Source organism: Embleya sp. NPDC059213 (assembly GCF_042754445.1).
Lineage (GTDB): Bacteria > Actinomycetota > Actinomycetes > Streptomycetales > Streptomycetaceae > Embleya.
The window spans coordinates 85,248-102,770 of the sequence record NZ_JBHZAV010000010.1; the positions used below are offsets into that span (position 1 = coordinate 85,248).

A 17,523-nucleotide genomic window follows, 5' to 3' on the forward strand; every position below is an offset into this window, starting at 1 on the left:
CCGGGTCCGGCAATCGGGGAATCGAGTGGGTTTCCGTACGGGTGTATCGCGCGCGATGCGCACGGGATGCCCGTCCGTGGGTACAGGAGTTCGGCATGACCAGTTCGGCTGAGAAGGACCCCGGGGGCGCCCGCGCACCCCGGGCGGGACAGGTCGCGGCCGGCAAGGCCGCGGCACGGAAGACGACCGCCGGGAAGCCGCGGGCCGCCGGGCCCGCGACCACGCCGGCCGCCACATCGGCCGCCCGCACACCGGCGGCCGGCCCGGCCACGACCGAGGCGGGCCCGGTGCGGCCGGAGCAGGCGAACCGCACCACCGCGACCACGGCCGGCACCAAGTCGGCGACCCGGGCCGGGAGATCGGCCAAACCGGTGACGCCGCGCATCGGGCGCATCCCGATCCTCGACGTCGAACCGGCCGTCGACGGCGGCACCCGACCGGCCCGGGCGGTCCCGGGGGAGACATTCCACGTGGGCGCCACGGTCTTTCGCGAGGGGCACGACGCGGTGGCCGCGAACGTCGTCCTGCGCGACCCGCGCGGGCGGCCGGGCCCGCTCACCCCGATGCTCCCGGGCGCGCCCGGGACCGACCGGGTGCACGCGAGCGTCACGCCGACCACCGAGGGCCTGTGGTCCTACGCGGTCGAGGCGTGGGGCGACCCGATCGCCACGTGGCGGCATGCGGCCGGCATCAAGATCCCGGCCGGCCTGGAGGTCGAGCTGATGCTGGAGGAGGGCGCGCAGTTGCTGGAGCGGGCCGCCGCCGGCGTGCCCAAGAAGGACGGCCTGCGGGCGATCGTGCTGGCCGCGGTGGACGCGGTCCGAGACGACACGCGCAGCCCCGCCGCGCGGTTGGCCGCGGCCCGTTCCGCCGCGCTGGACGAGGTGTTGGGCAGTCATCCGCTGCGCGAGTTGCTCACCACGTCGGCCCGCTATCCGCTGCGTGTCGAGCGCGAGCGCGCGCTGTACGGCGCGTGGTACGAGTTCTTCCCGCGCTCCGAGGGCGCGGTGGTGGACCCGACCGGCAAGCACCCGCCGCGCAGCGGCACCTTCCGGACCGCGATGGAACGCCTGCCGCAGATCGCCGCAATGGGCTTCGACGTGGTCTACCTGCCACCGATTCACCCGATCGGGGACGCGTTCCGCAAGGGGCCCAACAACACGCTCGAAGCCGGTGAGCACGATCCCGGCTCGCCGTGGGCGATCGGCTCGCCCGCGGGCGGTCACGACGCGATCCACCCCGAACTGGGCACGATCGAGGACTTCGACGCGTTCGTGGCCCGGGCGGGCGAACTGCGGATGGAGGTCGCGCTGGACTTCGCGCTCCAGGTCTCCCCCGACCACCCGTGGGTCGCCAAGCACCCGGAGTGGTTCCGGCACCGCGCCGACGGCACCATCGCCTACGCGGAGAACCCGCCCAAGAAGTACCAGGACATCTACCCGATCGACTTCGACACCGACTTCGAGGGTCTGGTCGCCGAGACGTTGCGGGTGTTGCGGCACTGGATGGCGCACGGCGTGCGGATCTTCCGGGTGGACAACCCGCACACCAAGCCGGTGGCGTTCTGGGAACAGGTGATCGCCACGATCAACGCGAGCGATCCGGACGTGCTCTTCCTGGCCGAGGCGTTCACCCGACCGGCGATGATGCGCACCCTGGCCAAGGTCGGCTTCCAGCAGTCCTACACGTACTTCACCTGGCGCAACGGCAAGGACGAACTTCAGGAGTACCTCACCGAGTTGACCACCGGCGAGGCGTCCGCCTACATGCGGCCGAACTTCTTCGTGAACACGCCCGACATCCTGCACGCCTACCTTCAGTACGGCGGGCCGGCCGCGTTTCGGATCCGGGCCCTGCTGGCCGCCACGCTGTCCCCGTCGTGGGGGGTCTATGCGGGCTTCGAGCTGTACGAGGACCTGGCGGTCAAGGCCGGCAGCGAGGAGTACCACGACTCGGAGAAGTACCAGTTGCGCCCGCGCGACTGGGCCGGCGCCGAACGCGAGGGCCGCTCGCTGGCGCCGTACCTGACCACGCTGAACCGGATGCGCCGACGCCACCCGAGTCTGCAACATCTGCGAAACCTGACCTTCCATCATGTGGACGACGATGCGGTCATGGCCTACTCCAAGCGCACCCGTGTGGGTGACGTCGACGACCTGGTCCTGGTCGTGGTGAACCTGGATCCGCACCACACGCACGAGGCGACCGTCGCGCTGGACCTGCCCGCCCTGGGGCTGGACTGGCAGGACACCTTCGCGGTGCAGGACGAGTTCACCGGAGCCGGTTATCGCTGGGGTCGGCACAACTACGTGCGGCTGGATCCCGCGCACGAGCCCGCGCATCTCTTCTCGGTCCGGAGGAACAGCCCGTGATCGTCAACGAACCCGTCCGCGACACCTTCGACGACACCCCGTCGCGGGATCGCGATCCCCTGTGGTTCAAGCGAGCCGTCTTCTACGAGGTTCTCGTGCGGTCCTTCCAGGACAGCAACGGGGACGGGGTGGGCGACCTGAAGGGCCTGACCCAGAAGCTGGACTACCTCCAGTGGCTGGGCGTCGACTGCCTGTGGTTGCCGCCGTTCTTCGCCTCGCCGCTGCGCGACGGCGGCTACGACGTGGCGGACTACACGGCGGTGCTGCCCGAGTTCGGCGACCTCGCCGACTTCGTCGAGTTCGTCGACTCGGCGCACAAGCGCGGCATGCGGGTGGTGATCGACTTCGTGATGAACCATACGAGCGATCAACACATGTGGTTCCAGGAGTCGCGGAACAACCCGGACGGGCCCTACGGCGACTACTACATGTGGGCCGACGACGACAAGGCGTACGGCGACGCCCGGATCATCTTCGTCGACACCGAGTCGTCCAACTGGACCTACGACCCGGTGCGCAAGCAGTACTTCTTCCACCGCTTCTTCGGCCACCAGCCCGATCTCAACTACGAGAACCCGCGGGTACAGGAGGAGATGCTCGCCGGGCTGCGGTTCTGGCTGGACCTGGGCATCGACGGGTTCCGGCTGGACGCGGTGCCGTACCTGTTCGCGCAGGAGGGCACCAACTGCGAGAACCTGCCCGCCACCCACGAGTTCCTCAAGCGGGTGCGCAAGGAGATCGACGACAAGTATCCGGACACCGTGCTCCTGGCCGAGGCCAACCAGTGGCCCGAGGACGTGGTGGACTACTTCGGCGACGGCGACGAATGCCACATGGCGTTCCACTTCCCGGTGATGCCGCGCATCTTCATGGCGGTGCGCCGCGAATCTCGCTACCCGGTCTCGGAGATCCTGGCCGGCACGCCGTCCATCCCGAACAACTGCCAATGGGGCATCTTCCTCCGCAACCACGACGAGCTCACCCTCGAAATGGTCACGGACGAGGAACGCGACTACATGTACAAGGAGTACGCGAAGGACCCGCGCATGCGGGCCAACGTGGGCATCCGCCGTCGGCTCGCGCCGTTGCTGGACAACGACCGCAACCAGATCGAGCTGTTCACGGCGCTGCTGCTGTCGCTGCCGGGCTCGCCCGTCCTGTACTACGGCGACGAGATCGGCATGGGGGACAACATCTGGCTCGGCGACCGGGACGGTGTGCGCACGCCGATGCAGTGGACCCCGGATCGCAACGCGGGCTTCTCCACGTGCGACCCGGGTCGGCTGTACCTGCCGAACATCATGGACCCGGTCTACGGCTACCAGGTCACCAACGTCGAGGCACAGATGTCCAACGCCTCGTCGCTGCTGCACTGGACCCGCCGGATGATCGAGGTCCGCAAGCAGAACCCGGCCTTCGGGCTCGGTGTGTACAACGAGCTGACCTCGTCCAATCCCAGCGTGCTGGCGTTCCTTCGCGAATACGAGGACGACATCGTGCTGTGTGTTCACAACTTCTCGCGCTTCGCCCAGCCCACCGAGTTGGACCTGCGGCAGTTCGAGACGTACGAACCGGTCGAGCTGCTCGGGGGGGTGACGTTCCCGGCGATCGGTGAGCTGCCGTATCTGCTCACCCTCGCGGGGCACGGTTTCTATTGGTTCCGCCTCACCCGTGGAGAAATGACGCTGTGACGGATTCCACCCGACCCCACGATCCGACTGCCTCCGCCGTGATCGCTCTGCTGCGCGACTGGCTGCCGCAGCAGAGATGGTTCGCCGGCAAGGGCCGGCCTCTTCGTGGGGCCGGCGTGGTCCACAGCCTCGAAGTGGTCTCCGGCGATCCCGCGCTGCACCACATGTTGCTGCGGGTCGACCACGGCGGCACGCCCGAGCACTACCAACTCCTGCTGGGGGTCCGCGAGACCCTACCGGGCCGACTCACGCACGCGGTGATCGGCCGGCTGCCCAACGGCAACAGCCTCTACGACGCGGTGCACGACGCGGAACTGACCCGGTGGTTGCCGGAACGGTTCGTCGCGGCGGACACCGCAGGCCCACTGGGCTTCCACCGCCCCGGCGCGCAGGCCCCCGACCCCGAGCATGTCGGGCTGGTGATCGGCGCCGAGCAGTCGAACACGTCGATCATCTTCGGCGACGACGTGATCCTCAAGCTGTTCCGCCGCGTGGTGCCCGGGGTCAACCCGGACCTGGAGGTCTCGCTCGCGCTGGCGGGCGCGGGTTCGCGGCGGATCCCCGCGCCGATCGCGTGGTTCGACATGCCGTTCCCGGACGCGGACGCCGAGCCGACCACGCTCGGCCTGCTCCAGGAATACCTGCGCACCGGCACCGACGGATGGGAGCTGGCCAAGACCTCGGTACGCGACCTGTACGCCGGCCAGGAGGTGCGCGGCGCCGGTCCGCACGCACACGAGACCGGTGGCGACTTCGCCGGCGAGTCCTTCCGGCTCGGCGCGGCCACCGCCGAGGTGCACGCCGACCTGGCCCGCTCGCTGCCCACGGCGGTGGCGGGCGAAGCGGAGCTGGCCGCGATCGCCCGGGACATGGAGCGCCGGTTGCACGCGGCGGCCGAGGCGGTGCCGGAGCTGGCGCCGTTCACCGACCGGCTGCGCGAGGCGTACCGGGATCTGGAGACGCTGGGCCGGGACGGGCATCCGGTCCCGTTGCAGCGCATCCACGGCGACTTCCACCTCGGCCAGGTGATGCGCACCGCCACCCGGTGGGTGTTGCTCGACTTCGAGGGCGAACCGGCCCGGCCGTTGAGCGAACGGCGCTCGCTGCACTCGCCGCTGCGCGACATCGCGGCGATGTTGCGCTCGTTCGACTACGCGGCCCGGCATCTGCTGGCCGGTGGCAACGGGTTCTGGGGGCGCGGGGCGCCCGCGCCGCACCTGGTGCACCGTGCGGAGGAATGGGCCACCCGCAACCGGGAAGCCTTCTGTGCGGGGTACGCCGACGCGGGCTCGCTCGACCCCCATTCCGAGCCCGTGCTGTTGCGGGCCTTCGAGACCGACAAGGCCGTGTACGAGGTCATGTACGAGTCGGGCAACCGACCCTCGTGGCTACCGGTTCCGATGTCGGCGATCCGGCGCCTGGCCGAGCGTGCGCCGCAGCCGCACTGACGAACCGTCGATTCCCGTTCAGCACCAACGTCTCAGGAGGTCCCATCCGTGACGGCCCGTCAGGACTTCAGCGCGTCACCCGAGGGCGGCGGGGTCACCGGCCGCCCCACCCGGAGTCGGGACAAGCGCCCCCGAATCCGCCCGACCGGCACCCCCGTCGTACCGCCGACCGCCGGCGAGGAGTTGCGCCGCCTGGTGGACGGCGCTCACCACGATCCGCACGCACTGCTCGGCCCGCACCCGAACGTGCCCGGCGTCGACGGCGTGGTGGTGCGGGTGCTGCGGCCGTGGGCCCGCGAGGTGTTCGTGGTCACCGGCGAGCGCCGGGTCGAGCTGACCCACGAGGCGGAGGGCCTGTTCAGCGGCGTCGTGCCGGGTGATCAGGTGCCCGACTATCGGCTGGAGATCCGTTACGAGGGCACCGAACTGCACACGGACGACCCGTACCGGTTCCTGCCCACCCTGGGCGAGTTCGACATACACCTCATCTCCGAGGGCCGGCACGAGCGGCTGTGGGAGGTGCTCGGCTCGCACGTGCGCTCGTACGAGACCCCGAACGGGCCCGTCGCCGGCACCTCGTTCGCGGTCTGGGCCCCGAACGCGCAGGGCGTGCGGGTGGTGGGCGACTTCAACTACTGGGACGGCATCGGGCACCCGATGCGTTCGCTCGGCTCGTCCGGGGTGTGGGAGTTGTTCGTCCCCGACGTCGGCGACGGCACCAAGTACAAGTACGAGATCCTCGGTCGGGACGGGGTGTCCCGGCAAAAGGCCGACCCGCTGGCCTTCGCGACCGAACTGCCGCCCTCGACCGCGTCGGTCGTGCACACCTCGGCCTACTCGTGGTCGGACAAGGAGTGGTTGGAAAAGCGGGCCGAGGTGACCCACCACACCTCGGCGATGAGTGTGTACGAGATCCATCTCGGCTCGTGGCGGCCGGGCCTGAGTTACCTGCAACTCGCCGAGCAGTTGCCCGCCTACGTCACCGAGATGGGCTTCACGCACGTCGAACTGCTGCCGGTGGCCGAACACCCGTACGGGCCGTCCTGGGGCTACCAGGTGTCCTCGTACTACGCGCCCACGTCGCGGTTCGGCAGTCCCGACGAGTTCCGTCACCTGGTCGACGCGCTGCACCGCGCGGGCATCGGCGTGCTGGTGGACTGGGTGCCGGCGCACTTCCCCAAGGACGACTGGGCGCTGGCCCGGTTCGACGGGACGCCGCTGTACGAGCACCCTGATCCGCGTCGGGGCGAACATCCCGACTGGGGCACGCTGGTCTTCGACTACGGCCGCAACGAGGTGCGCAACTTCCTGGTCGCCAACGCGGTCTACTGGTGCGAGGAGTTCCACATCGACGGGCTGCGGGTGGACGCGGTCGCCTCGATGCTCTACCTGGACTACTCGCGCGAACACGGCCAGTGGGCGCCCAACCAACACGGCGGCCGGGAGAACCTGGACGCGGTGGCCTTCCTCCAGGAGATGAACGCGACGCTGTACCGGCGGGTGCCGGGCGTGCTCACCATCGCCGAGGAGTCCACCGCGTGGGACGGGGTGACCCGCTCCACCGACGGCGGCGGGCTCGGCTTCGGCTTCAAGTGGAACATGGGCTGGATGCACGACTCGCTGGAGTACATCCAGAAGGAGCCGATCCACCGGCAACATCACCACAACGAGATCACCTTCTCGCTGATGTACGCGTGGAGCGAGAACTACATCCTGCCGATCAGCCACGACGAGGTGGTGCACGGCAAACGCTCGCTGGTGGACAAGATGCCGGGCGACCGCTGGCAGCAGATGGCGAACGTGCGCGCCTACCTGGCCTTCATGTGGGCCCATCCGGGCAAGCAGTTGTTGTTCATGGGCTCGGAATTCGGCCACGGCGCCGAGTGGTCGGAGGCACGCGGCCTGGACTGGTGGTTGCTGGACCACGAGGAGCACCGGGGCATCCAGCGGCTGGTCCGCGACCTCAACACCACGTATCGGGGCAGGTCCGCGCTGTGGACGCAGGACACCCGCCCGGAGGGCTTCTCCTGGATCGACGGCGGGGACGCGGCGTCCAATGTGTTGTCCTTCATCCGACTCGGTGCGGCCGGTGAGCAGTTGCTCTGCGTGTGCAATTTCTCCCCGGTGGTCCGGGAGGACTTCCGGGTGGGTCTGCCGCACGCGGGTCGCTGGCGTGAGGTGCTCAACACCGATGCCGACGGCTACGGCGGCGCGAACGTGGGCAATCAAGGCGAGATCCTGGCCGTCGACGGGGAATGGCAGGGTCGACCGGCCTCCGCGACGATGACGCTGCCCCCACTGGCCACTGTCTGGTTTGTCCCTGAATAACACGTGAAGTACCTTCCGGGGGTCGATGTTCGATCCGGAACGTCGACCCCCGGAAACGTGACACTCCGGCGAATCGTGAATTAGTGTCTTGCCTTCATGCCCCCGGAAGACGTCCTGTCCGGAACCTGCCGGGGACCGTGCGACAGCCAGAGAGACACGGAACACGGGGGTGTTCTCACATGACGGCGGACGCGGGTACGGGATACAAGGCCCTTCCCTCGGACTTCAAGACGGCGGGCAAGGCTTTCACGGACGCGGGAAGGCGCGTCGGTGAGATACGGGCGACGCTCAAGACGTCCATCGAGGGTCTCGGCGAATGCTGGGGCGACGACGATCTCGGCAACGGGTTCGCGAAGGAGTACAAGCCGGCCCGGGACAAGGTGCTCGAAGCGCTCGAAGCGCTCGCCAAGGGTCTCGGCGAGATCGGCAAGGGCTTGGACACGTCCGCCGGCAACTACCAGAAGACCGAGGACCACAACCGCGAGAGCTTCGGTGGCAAGGCCTGATGGCGGTCGAAGCGGGGGAAATCGTCGAGAAGGTCCTCGAACTGCTGGTCGGTGTCGACTGGCCGGAGGGCGACGAGGACAAGTGTGAGGCGCTGGGCAACGCGTGGGAACACGCCGCCGGCGAACTCGCCAAGGTCGCGGGGGACCTGGCCGCGGCGGTCAACAAGCTCAACGCCGCCAACGAGGGCAAGGGCATGGAAGCCTTCCTTCGGATGTGGGACAAGCTGAGCAAGGGCGAGAAGGCGTTCTTCCCGGCCCTGGAAGGGGCTTCCAAGGCACTCGGCGGCGCGGCGGACGACACGAGTGACACGATCTACGCCACCAAGATCGAGTTCGTCACGATGGCGACCATCCAGGGCGCGGCCATCCTGGCCCAGATCGCGGCGGCTCCGATCACCCTGGGCATCACCGCCGGAACCGCCGCGGCCTCGACCGCCGCGCTGCGCTTCTCGTTCATGCAGGTGCTGCGCCGGATGCTGGGGCGGATCGAGGCGTCCATGGTGCGCCGACTGCTCAAGAACGTCGCCCTCGAGGCACTCTCCGAGGTGCGCGACGACATCATCTCCCAGTTCATCCACATGACCTGGGGTTCGCAGGACGGCTACTCGATCAAGCAGACCGCGCTGGCCGCGGGCGGCGGCGCGGCCGGCGGCCTGGCCGCGATCGGCGTGAACGGCCTCGGCAAGAAGGTCTTCGGCGAGGGCGCCGACGTGGGCATCAAGGGCGTCACCACCTCGCTGACCTCCAATGTGAGCGCCGAGGTCGCCGGCACGCTGGCCACCGGCGGTCCGGTGAACTGGGAGACCTTCGCCAGTGGTGGCCTGGGCGGTGCGACCGACCACGGCGCGTCCAAGCTCGGCGACCGGGTCAGCGGCGCGTTCAACACCCCCGGCCTCGACCCTTCGGGCCTCGGCGGGCCGAACCTGGGCGGCAACAACGGGCCGGTGACCGGCGGCAACAGAATCGATTCGACGCTCAACCCGGACGGCGGGGGCGGCGGGAACTCCGGGAACGGCGGCGGGGGCGGCGGGTCGAACGGCTCGGGCGGGTCCAACGGAGGCGGCGGCGGGTCCAACGGCTCGTCGGGCGGATCGAACGGGGGCGGGGGCGGCAACGGCGGGTCGACCGGGAACGGTGGCCAGAACGGCGGGTCGCACCATTCGTCCGGGAACTCGGGAGACTCCGGGAACTCGGGTGGGAATTCCGGGGGGAACTCCGGGAACTCCGGGAATTCCGGGGGGAACTCGGGCGGGAACTCCGGTCAGCACGGGAACTCGGGTGGCAACTCCGGTAGCTCCGGCGGGAATCCCGGCAACTCCGGTGGCGGTGGCGGCAACACGGGCGGGGACTACCGGCCCTCGCACACCCCCGTCGCGACCCAGAACGCCTCGGCCGCGGCGCCGCCGGTGACGGACGCGCCGGCGGGAGTGACCGGCCACAGCAGCGACGCGCCGCGCGGCGTACCGGGCCACGACGGCAGCTCCTCGCAGAACAACTCGTATGTACAGGCGCCGCCGAGCGGCGGTCAGCAGCCGGGTGGCATGCCCGCCGGCGGTACGCCGGGCGGTGGCAACGCGTCGCCGATGGGCGGCTCGGCGACCGTGACCGGCTCCGCCGCCCCGAGTGGTGGTTCGCCGTCCATGGGCGGCGGGCCGACGGGCGGCGGGCCTTCCGGCGGCGGCGTGCAGACCACGACGGCGTCCACGAGCACCGCGTCCACCTCGAGCGGTTCGTCCTCGATCGGCTCGCCGTCCTCGTCCACGACGCCGTCGACGTCCGGTCCGAGCACGACGACCAACGTGTCGACGACGAGCACGACGGCTGCGACGACCGCGGCGGCGAGCACGGGTGCGGCCACGGCCACGAGTGCGGGTACCGGGACGGGTACCAACCCGGGTACCGGCGCCGGTACGACGTCCAACTCCGGTGCCAGCAACGACACTTCGGCCACAACGAACTCCACCGGTACGCCGACCGCGACCCGACCGACGGGCGCCGCGACGCCGACCACCGGCGGCCCGACCGGCCCGACCACTCCGAACTCGGCTTCCTCGAACGGCACTTCGCCGACCACCGGGACGACACCGAGCAACACCTCGCCGGACACGAGCCGCATTCCCGGCCAACGCCAGGACGGCTCGGCCGGCAACACCCCCAACCACGCGACTGGCCCGAACGGAACCACGCCGGACCGGACGCCGGGATCGACGACGGACCCGAACACGGACCCGACGCCGGACCACGACGCGAACCCGACGCCGGAAGGCCACACGGATCCGAACCGGGACGCCCGACCGGACCCGACCGCCGACCCGAAGTCCGACCCGACGCCGGAGAACCGGTCGGACCCGACGCCCGACGCGACCCCGGAGACCCGGCCGGAATCCCGGCCCGAGTCGACGCCCGACCCGACGTCGGACCCGACGACCGACCGGACCTCCGACCCGACGCCCGAGCCCACCTCGGACGCCCGACAGGACCCGACCGGCGACACCACGCCGGAACACCGACAGGATGCCGAGCCGGACCCGGCCGCGGACCCGACGCCGGACACCCGCCAGGATCCGAACCACGGCCCGAACCAGGATCCGAACCAGGATCCGAACCGGGACACCAACCTCACCGCCGAGCCGACGATCGCCGGCCCCACCACCGACCCCGCGCGGGACTCCGCGCCGCGTTCGGAGCAGGACGGCACACCGACCCGGGACGGCGGCGGTGTCGGCATCCTGAACCTGACACCGGCCGGCAACCCGACGGGCCCCCGCCCCGGCACACCGGGCAACCCGGATCCGAGCGGTCGGGTCGACAACGCGGTGGGCGGACTCGGCGACCGGATCCGCAACCTCTTCGGCCGAGGCCCGAACACCTCGCCGACCGTCGATCCGAGCACCCGACCGGAGCCGAACACCACCTACGACTCGACTCCGTACGCGAACTCGCCGGCCACGACCGACGCGAACCCGCGGCCCGACCGGCCGGACGCACCACGGAATCCGACCAGTCCGATCGCCGGTCGTCCGCAGCTCAACGACGGCCGCCCGCTGTACGAGCCCGGCGGCCTGATGCCGCCGAGCGTGAGCGACCAGTCCGTGCTGAACGTCGCCGTGCCACGCAACGCCGACGGTACGCCGCAGGTGCACCCGGACCCGCGCGACGGCCACTGGTTCGGGCTCCAGAACGACGGCGGCACCCAGGTGCCCGGCCGCGACAACAACTGCGTCGATGCCGTACTGGCCTTCGGCAACACCTGGTTCGGCCGACCGGAGGTGGCCGCGCCGCGCATCCCCGGTGAAACGACCGGTGAGGTCGGCGCCCCGGAGCGGGCCCAGCGCGAGCTCGGCACGAACTGGACCCCGCTCGCCCGGCGCCCGGACGGCAGCACCGACACCGCCGGCGCGTACGGCGACATCGAGGCACGGCTGCGTGACGCGGGGCCGGGCGCGATGACGTACATCGTCACGTCCAGGCCGACCGAGCCGAAGGTGAATCCGGACGGCACCATCGAGACCGGCCAGGTCTCGCACGCGTGGGCCGCGATCAACGTGGACGGCGAAGTCCTGTGGGTCGACCCGCAGTCGGGCGAGGTCATGCCCGAGCCGTATCCGGACCAGAATCGGGTCTGGGCGATCGCGGTGGACGCGAACGCGCAGCCGATCGACATGTCGCTGCCGCCGACCACGCAGTCCGCCGACCCGACCGCGCAACCTGCCCCGCAGTCGAACTCGCAGCAGCCGGAGACCGATTCGGCGCCGCAAACGACGCCCGACCGGGACGCCGGCACGCCCGATCCGTCGGCGCCGGACGGCACACCCGACCCGTCGGCGCCGGACGGCACACCCGACACGACCGCCGACCCGACGACCGACCCGGCAGCCGAGCCGACCACCGACCGGGCGACCGAGCCGACCGCCGACTCGCACCGGGACCCGGCCGGCGACACCACGTCGGACGCCACTCCCGACCCGACGTCGGACCCGACGTCGGACCCGGCGCCGGAGACGACACCGCGCACCGACCCGAATGCCGCCGCGGACCCGACGCCGGATCCGACCTCGGATTCCGACCTCGACCCCGCCCGGGACCCGGCTCCGGACCAGGACGCGAGCCCGACGCCGGATGGGCACACCGATGCCACGCCGGACCCGACGCACCCGAACACCACCCCCGACCAAACGGTCGACCGGACGCCGGAGCAGACCGCCGACCCGACGCCGGACGGACACATCGATCCGACCTCGGACCGGGACAGCTCCCCCAACCCCGACCCGACCTCGGACCAGGACACCTCCCCCAACCCCGACCCCGCCGGGCAGCCGGACCTGGCCTCGCATCCGACCCCGGACGCGACACCCACCCCGGCTCGGGACGGCAACGGCGACACCACCGTCGACCCGACCCCGCAGCCGGGCGGACCGGTCACCACTACGACGCCCGGCGCGGCGGTGCGGCCGAATCAGGCCGGCCCGTTCCGCAACACGATCCAGCGTCTCGGCGACCGGATGCGCGGCCTGGTCGGTCGCGGCCCGAACGTCCCGACCGGCCCGAACCACACCGGTCCGACGGCTCCCCCGCCGCACCAGCCCGGCCCGTACAACCAGAACCACAACGGGCCGTCCCCCTACAACGGGACGCCGTACGGCAACGCGCCGGTCGCGAACAACCCGTACGCGCAGCCGATGCCGCACCACGCCCCACCGGCCGCCCCGGCCAGTCCGATCGCGAACCGCCCACCGCTGTCCGCGGGGCGACCGTTCCACCAGCCCGGCGGCCTGCTTCCGCCCAACTGGAGCGACGCCGCAGCGCTGAACAACGCGGTGCCGCGCAACCCGGACGGCACCCCGGTCGTGCACCCGGACCCGCGCAACGGTCGCTGGTTCCGGCTGCAGAACGACGGCGGGATCCAGGTACCCGGCCGCAACATCAACTGCCTGGACGGTGTCCTGGCGTTCGGCCGCACCTGGTTCGGGCGACCGGAGGTGTCCGCGGCCCGCATGCCGGGCGAGAACACCGGTGAAACCGACGGCATGGCGCGCGCCGGGCAGGAGACGAACGCGCCGTGGAGCCGACTGGGCGTCAACCCGGACGGCTCGAACAACCCGGCCGCCGGTTTCGCCGAGTTGGAGGCGGCGTTGCGGGCCTCGGGCCCCGGCTCGATCTCCTACATCGTCACCGAGTGGCCGGACCGCAACGAGGTCCAGCCGGACGGCTCGGTCAAGGTCGTGCGGAGTTCGCATGCCTGGGCCGCGGTCAACATCGGCGGCCACGTCCTCTACGTCGACCCGCAGACGGGCCAGACCAGCGACTTCCCGCAGCCGAACGCGACCAGCGTCTACGCCATCACGCTGGACCCGAACGCCCAGCCGATCTCGATGACGGCCCCGCCGGTCACCCAGCCCGTCGCACCGCCACCTCCGCCGGCACCTCCGCTGCCGCACCACCAGCAGCAGCAACCCCCGGTCAACCCGTACAACCAGCACCCGGTGCAGCCCAACCCGTACCAGCAGCAGCCCCCGGTCCAGCCGAGCCCGTACACCCAGCAGCAGCCGGGCCCGTACGCACAGCCGCACCACCAGCAGCCGGTGCAAACGAACCCCTACAACCAGCAACCGGTGCAGCCGACCCCGTACACCCAGCACCAGCAGCAACAACCGGGGCCGTACAACCAGCAACCGCACCAGCCTGCCCCCCACCAGCAGACCCCGGTACAGCCGAACCCGTACACCCAGCAGCAACAGCCGGGCCCGTACGCACAACCGCACCACCAGCAGCCGGTCCAAACGAACCCGTACAACCAGCAGCCGGTGCAGCCGACCCCGTACAACCAGCCGCACCAGCCCGCGCCCCACCAGCAGGCCCCGGTACAGCCGAACCCGTACAACCAGCAGCAACAACCGGGCCCGTACAACCAACAACCGCACCAGCCCGCCCCCCACCAGCAGGCCCCGGTGCAGCCGAACCCGTACAACCAGCCGCCCCAGCAACCGGGGCCCGACAACCAACCCGGCCCGCACCAGCAGCAGCCGGTCCAGAACAACCCGTACAACCAGCAACCGGTCCACCCGGCCCCGCACAACCCACCACCGGTGCAGCCCGCGCCGCACCAGCAACAACCGTTCCAGACCGGCCCGGTCCACCCGGCCCCGCACAACCCACCGCCGGTCCAGCCCGCGCCGCACCAGCAACAGCCCTTCCAGACCGGCCCGGTCCACCCGGCCCCGCACAACCCACCGCCGGTCCAGCCCGCGCCGCACCAGCAACAACCGTTCCAAACCGGCCCGGTCCACCCCGCGCCCGGCGATCTGCCGACGAACGTCACGGGGCCGATGCCGGGTTCGCTGCCGAACCCGACCGGGCCCGGCAACAACCCGAATCCGGCGACGAACCCGGCCGCGACGCCGGCCACCCCGCCGCCGCCGAGGCACGCCCAGAACAACCCGCCGGCTCCGATCGACACCACGCCACCGCTGGTGTCGCCGATGCGCCCCAACCCGAGGCCGCTCGGCGAGCCCGCGACCACGGCGAGCCCGACCGGCGACCGGCCGACCACGCACGACGGTCGGCGCGACGACATCGAGCGCGAGGTCGCGGCCTTCATGGCGACCCGGCCGGCGGCGGAGAGCTTCGACCCCAACGCCGCGGCGAACCCCAACCCCACACCGGCTCCGAGCAACGGCACGCCCCCGAGCAATCCGAACCCGCCGAAGCCCGACGACGTCCGCGGCGGCCAGTCGCCGTACGACCTCGCCGCCCCGCGCGATCCGTCCTTCATGGCGGACCGCGCGGACCTGACCTGGGACACCCATCGTGGTGACGCCGAGTTCGAGATGCCGCAGAGCGTGCGCTCGGACAACCCGCACCCGGACACCGGCGCACCGCCGCGGACCAACCTCAACCGGGCCAAGCTCCTGCGCATGTTCGACGGCAACGGCATCGACGCGTTGGTCAACCACCCGACGCCCGAGGACCTCACCAGTGCCGAGCGGCAGGCCCGGGACGAGTTCGACCGGCTGTTGCGCGGGGACAACGGGGAGCTGCTGACCGGAGCCGACCTGGACGCGCGCCGTGCCGAGTTGGCGACGCGTGGCCGGGTCATGACCGGCGCACCTCGCTACCCGATCAACTCGGGGTACGCGGGCCAGATCGTGCACTTCGCAAGCCCGACGCTGGCCAACCACTTCCCCGACGGCGTCTATATCAATCTCCAGGGTTATCCGGACTTCACCCCCTACGCGGTGCGCACGATCAATCTTCCGCACACCGTCGTCACTCCGCCCGAGCGCAGCAGTTTCCCGCCCGGCCCGGACGGCACCAAGAAATTCAAGGAAGCCCGCGCGGAAGCGAACGACGAACAGCGCAAGCTGGATATTCGCCAGGGCAATGCGGAGTTCCGGAACGATCCGATGTGGAACGGCGTGCGATCCGGCCGCACCGCGCCGGGTTACGTCTGGCACCACGTCGAGGGCACACGAACCATGATGCTCATACCGTTCGCAGTACACTACGCGGTGAAACATCACGGCGGGATCGCCAGTGCCATGGCCCCCACCCCCTCGACCAATACCTCGACCGGCAACCCTGGAGCACAACCGTGACCGTCGAATTGACGCCGCGAGGAACACTCTCGGAAGAAGCCCTGCGCGAACTCGAAGCAAAACTCGGGTTCGCCCTGCCGGCCGAGTATCGGGCCTGGCTGGCCGCGACCAACGGCGCCGATTTCCCGGTCGCCGCCCAGCTCATGCCGCGCGGCCTGGACCCCGAGGACGACCTCTACGGCTATCGGACCGGCGGTGACCCGCACACCGAGTTGCTCTACGCGCACGGCTATTGCCGGGACGTACTCACCCTGGATTATCTGCCGGTCACCCGACTCACCACCGGAATGGTGGCGATCAAGGTCACCGAGCCGGAATCCGGCTCCCTCTGGTATTGGAGCGAATCGACGCTCGACACCGACGAGGAATACACCCCGGAATACATCTCGGCCAACAATCTGCGCAAGGTGGCCGATACGTTCGCCCAATTCCTGGAGCTGTGGGAGATCGATCCGACCTCCCCGTTCCTGGATCCCGAATTCTGAGGTGGGAGCGATGACACCCGACCCCGCCTCGACGGAATACCGGACGGACACGAAGGAGAGGACTGCGGCATGACCGACACCGGCACCGAGCACGGCGGCTCTCCGGCCGCTGAATTCGCGGGTTCGATCGTCGATTTCGGCCGCACGTCGCGCAGCCGGGTATACCCGGACGGTATCTTCGTCGACCTGTACGGATTCCCGGACTTCCTGCCGTACGCGCGAGCGGTGATCGAGACCGGCCCGGTACCGCCGGGCCTGGGCATCGACGAGGCCCGGGTCACCGACGTGATCGCCGCCAATCTCGCGACGGCCGGCGCCGGCGACCCGCTGTACGCCGACCTGGTCGAGACCGCGACCCCGCGCGGGTGGACCTGGCACCACGCGCCGCACGCACGCCGGCTCCACCTGGTCCCGGTCGACGTCGCGAACGCGATCCTGCACCACGGCGGCGTGGCCACGATGACCGTGGACCGGGAACGCACCGGCCTGTGGAGCCCGGTCGAGCAGGCCCAGGTGCCGGCCCGCCTCCAGGTGGGTCGGCCGCTCACCGACGGCGACCTGAGCCACCTGGAGCACAAGTACCTCAAGTACCGACTCCCCGATGCCTACCGGGCGTTGCTGATCGACAACGGCGGCGGCCCACCGGCGCGGCCGGCCGTGCACCTGCGCCACGGGTTCGTGCTGGACCAGCAGTTCCTCAACCTCTACGGCGAATACGACCCCTACGACCTGCTCGACGTCGCGGCCCGATTCACCGATCGGCTGACCGCCGATTTCCTGGCCGTCGCGTGGGTCCAGGGCGGTGCCTTGGTACTCAAGACGCAAGGGGAGGACGCCGGTTCGGTCTGGTACTGGGACAACGACGACCGGTACGCCCGGCAGGGCGACACCCCGGGGGCGACCGTCGCCCTGATGTCCCGACTGGCCGGCGACCTCACCACGCTGCTGGCCGACGAACTGGTGCAAGTGCCCGACGAACTCGACGAGATCGCCCGCACGGCGGTCGCGGGCGGGCACTACCGACCGGTCGTCGACAACCGAGCGGGCACGGGTCTGCCCGCCGACCTGCGTCCCTGACGCGGCATCACGAAGGGAACG

Annotated in this window: 8 protein-coding genes; all 8 read left to right on the plus strand. The window is 70.6% G+C overall.

The features are described from left to right. The first annotated feature begins 95 nt into the window (after positions 1–95). The 8 genes from ACFXMF_RS06380 (at position 96) to ACFXMF_RS06415 (ending at position 17,502) form a co-directional block, all read left to right on the plus strand. On the plus strand, positions 96–2,372 hold the full coding sequence (locus ACFXMF_RS06380; RefSeq protein ID WP_360317250.1) for an alpha-1,4-glucan--maltose-1-phosphate maltosyltransferase: 2,277 nt from the start codon (positions 96–98) through the stop codon (positions 2,370–2,372). Beyond that, entirely contained in the window at positions 2,369–4,063 is a 1,695-nt protein-coding gene (treS, locus tag ACFXMF_RS06385) for a maltose alpha-D-glucosyltransferase (RefSeq protein WP_360317247.1), read from the plus strand. The genes ACFXMF_RS06380 and treS overlap by 4 nt, the downstream gene beginning before the upstream one ends. Further along, positions 4,060–5,511: a maltokinase gene (locus ACFXMF_RS06390; protein ID WP_379988696.1), complete on the plus strand. Its 1,452-nt coding sequence runs from the start codon at positions 4,060–4,062 to the stop codon at positions 5,509–5,511. The genes treS and ACFXMF_RS06390 overlap by 4 nt, the downstream gene beginning before the upstream one ends. A 48-nt stretch (positions 5,512–5,559) precedes the next feature. Next, positions 5,560–7,839: a 1,4-alpha-glucan branching protein GlgB gene (glgB, locus tag ACFXMF_RS06395; protein WP_379988695.1), complete on the plus strand. Its 2,280-nt coding sequence runs from the start codon at positions 5,560–5,562 to the stop codon at positions 7,837–7,839. Between the two features lie 179 nt (positions 7,840–8,018). Further along, positions 8,019–8,345 carry a hypothetical protein gene (locus ACFXMF_RS06400; protein ID WP_360317238.1) on the plus strand — a complete coding sequence of 109 codons (327 nt, stop codon included), beginning with the start codon at positions 8,019–8,021 and terminating at the stop codon, positions 8,343–8,345. Further along, complete coding sequence (locus tag ACFXMF_RS06405) at positions 8,345–15,940, plus strand: toxin glutamine deamidase domain-containing protein (protein WP_379988694.1); 7,596 nt, start codon at positions 8,345–8,347, stop codon at positions 15,938–15,940. Before ACFXMF_RS06400 ends, ACFXMF_RS06405 begins: the two co-directional genes overlap by 1 nt. Beyond that, positions 15,937–16,425, plus strand: coding sequence for an SMI1/KNR4 family protein (locus ACFXMF_RS06410; RefSeq protein WP_360317234.1), 489 nt, complete (start codon positions 15,937–15,939; stop codon positions 16,423–16,425). The genes ACFXMF_RS06405 and ACFXMF_RS06410 overlap by 4 nt, the downstream gene beginning before the upstream one ends. Before the next feature lie 69 nt (positions 16,426–16,494). Continuing rightward, entirely contained in the window at positions 16,495–17,502 is a 1,008-nt protein-coding gene (locus tag ACFXMF_RS06415) for an SMI1/KNR4 family protein (protein ID WP_379988693.1), read from the plus strand. Positions 17,503–17,523 lie beyond the last annotated feature (21 nt).

Excerpts from the sequence above, each read along its gene's own strand:
- ACFXMF_RS06380 (WP_360317250.1), top strand. The coding sequence starts at position 96 with ATGACCAGTTCGGCTGAGAAGGACCCCGGGGGCGCCCGCGCACCCCGG.
- ACFXMF_RS06400 (WP_360317238.1), top strand. The coding sequence starts at position 8,019 with ATGACGGCGGACGCGGGTACGGGATACAAGGCCCTTCCCTCGGACTTC.
- ACFXMF_RS06405 (WP_379988694.1), top strand. The coding sequence starts at position 8,345 with ATGGCGGTCGAAGCGGGGGAAATCGTCGAGAAGGTCCTCGAACTGCTG.
- ACFXMF_RS06415 (WP_379988693.1), top strand. The coding sequence starts at position 16,495 with ATGACCGACACCGGCACCGAGCACGGCGGCTCTCCGGCCGCTGAATTC.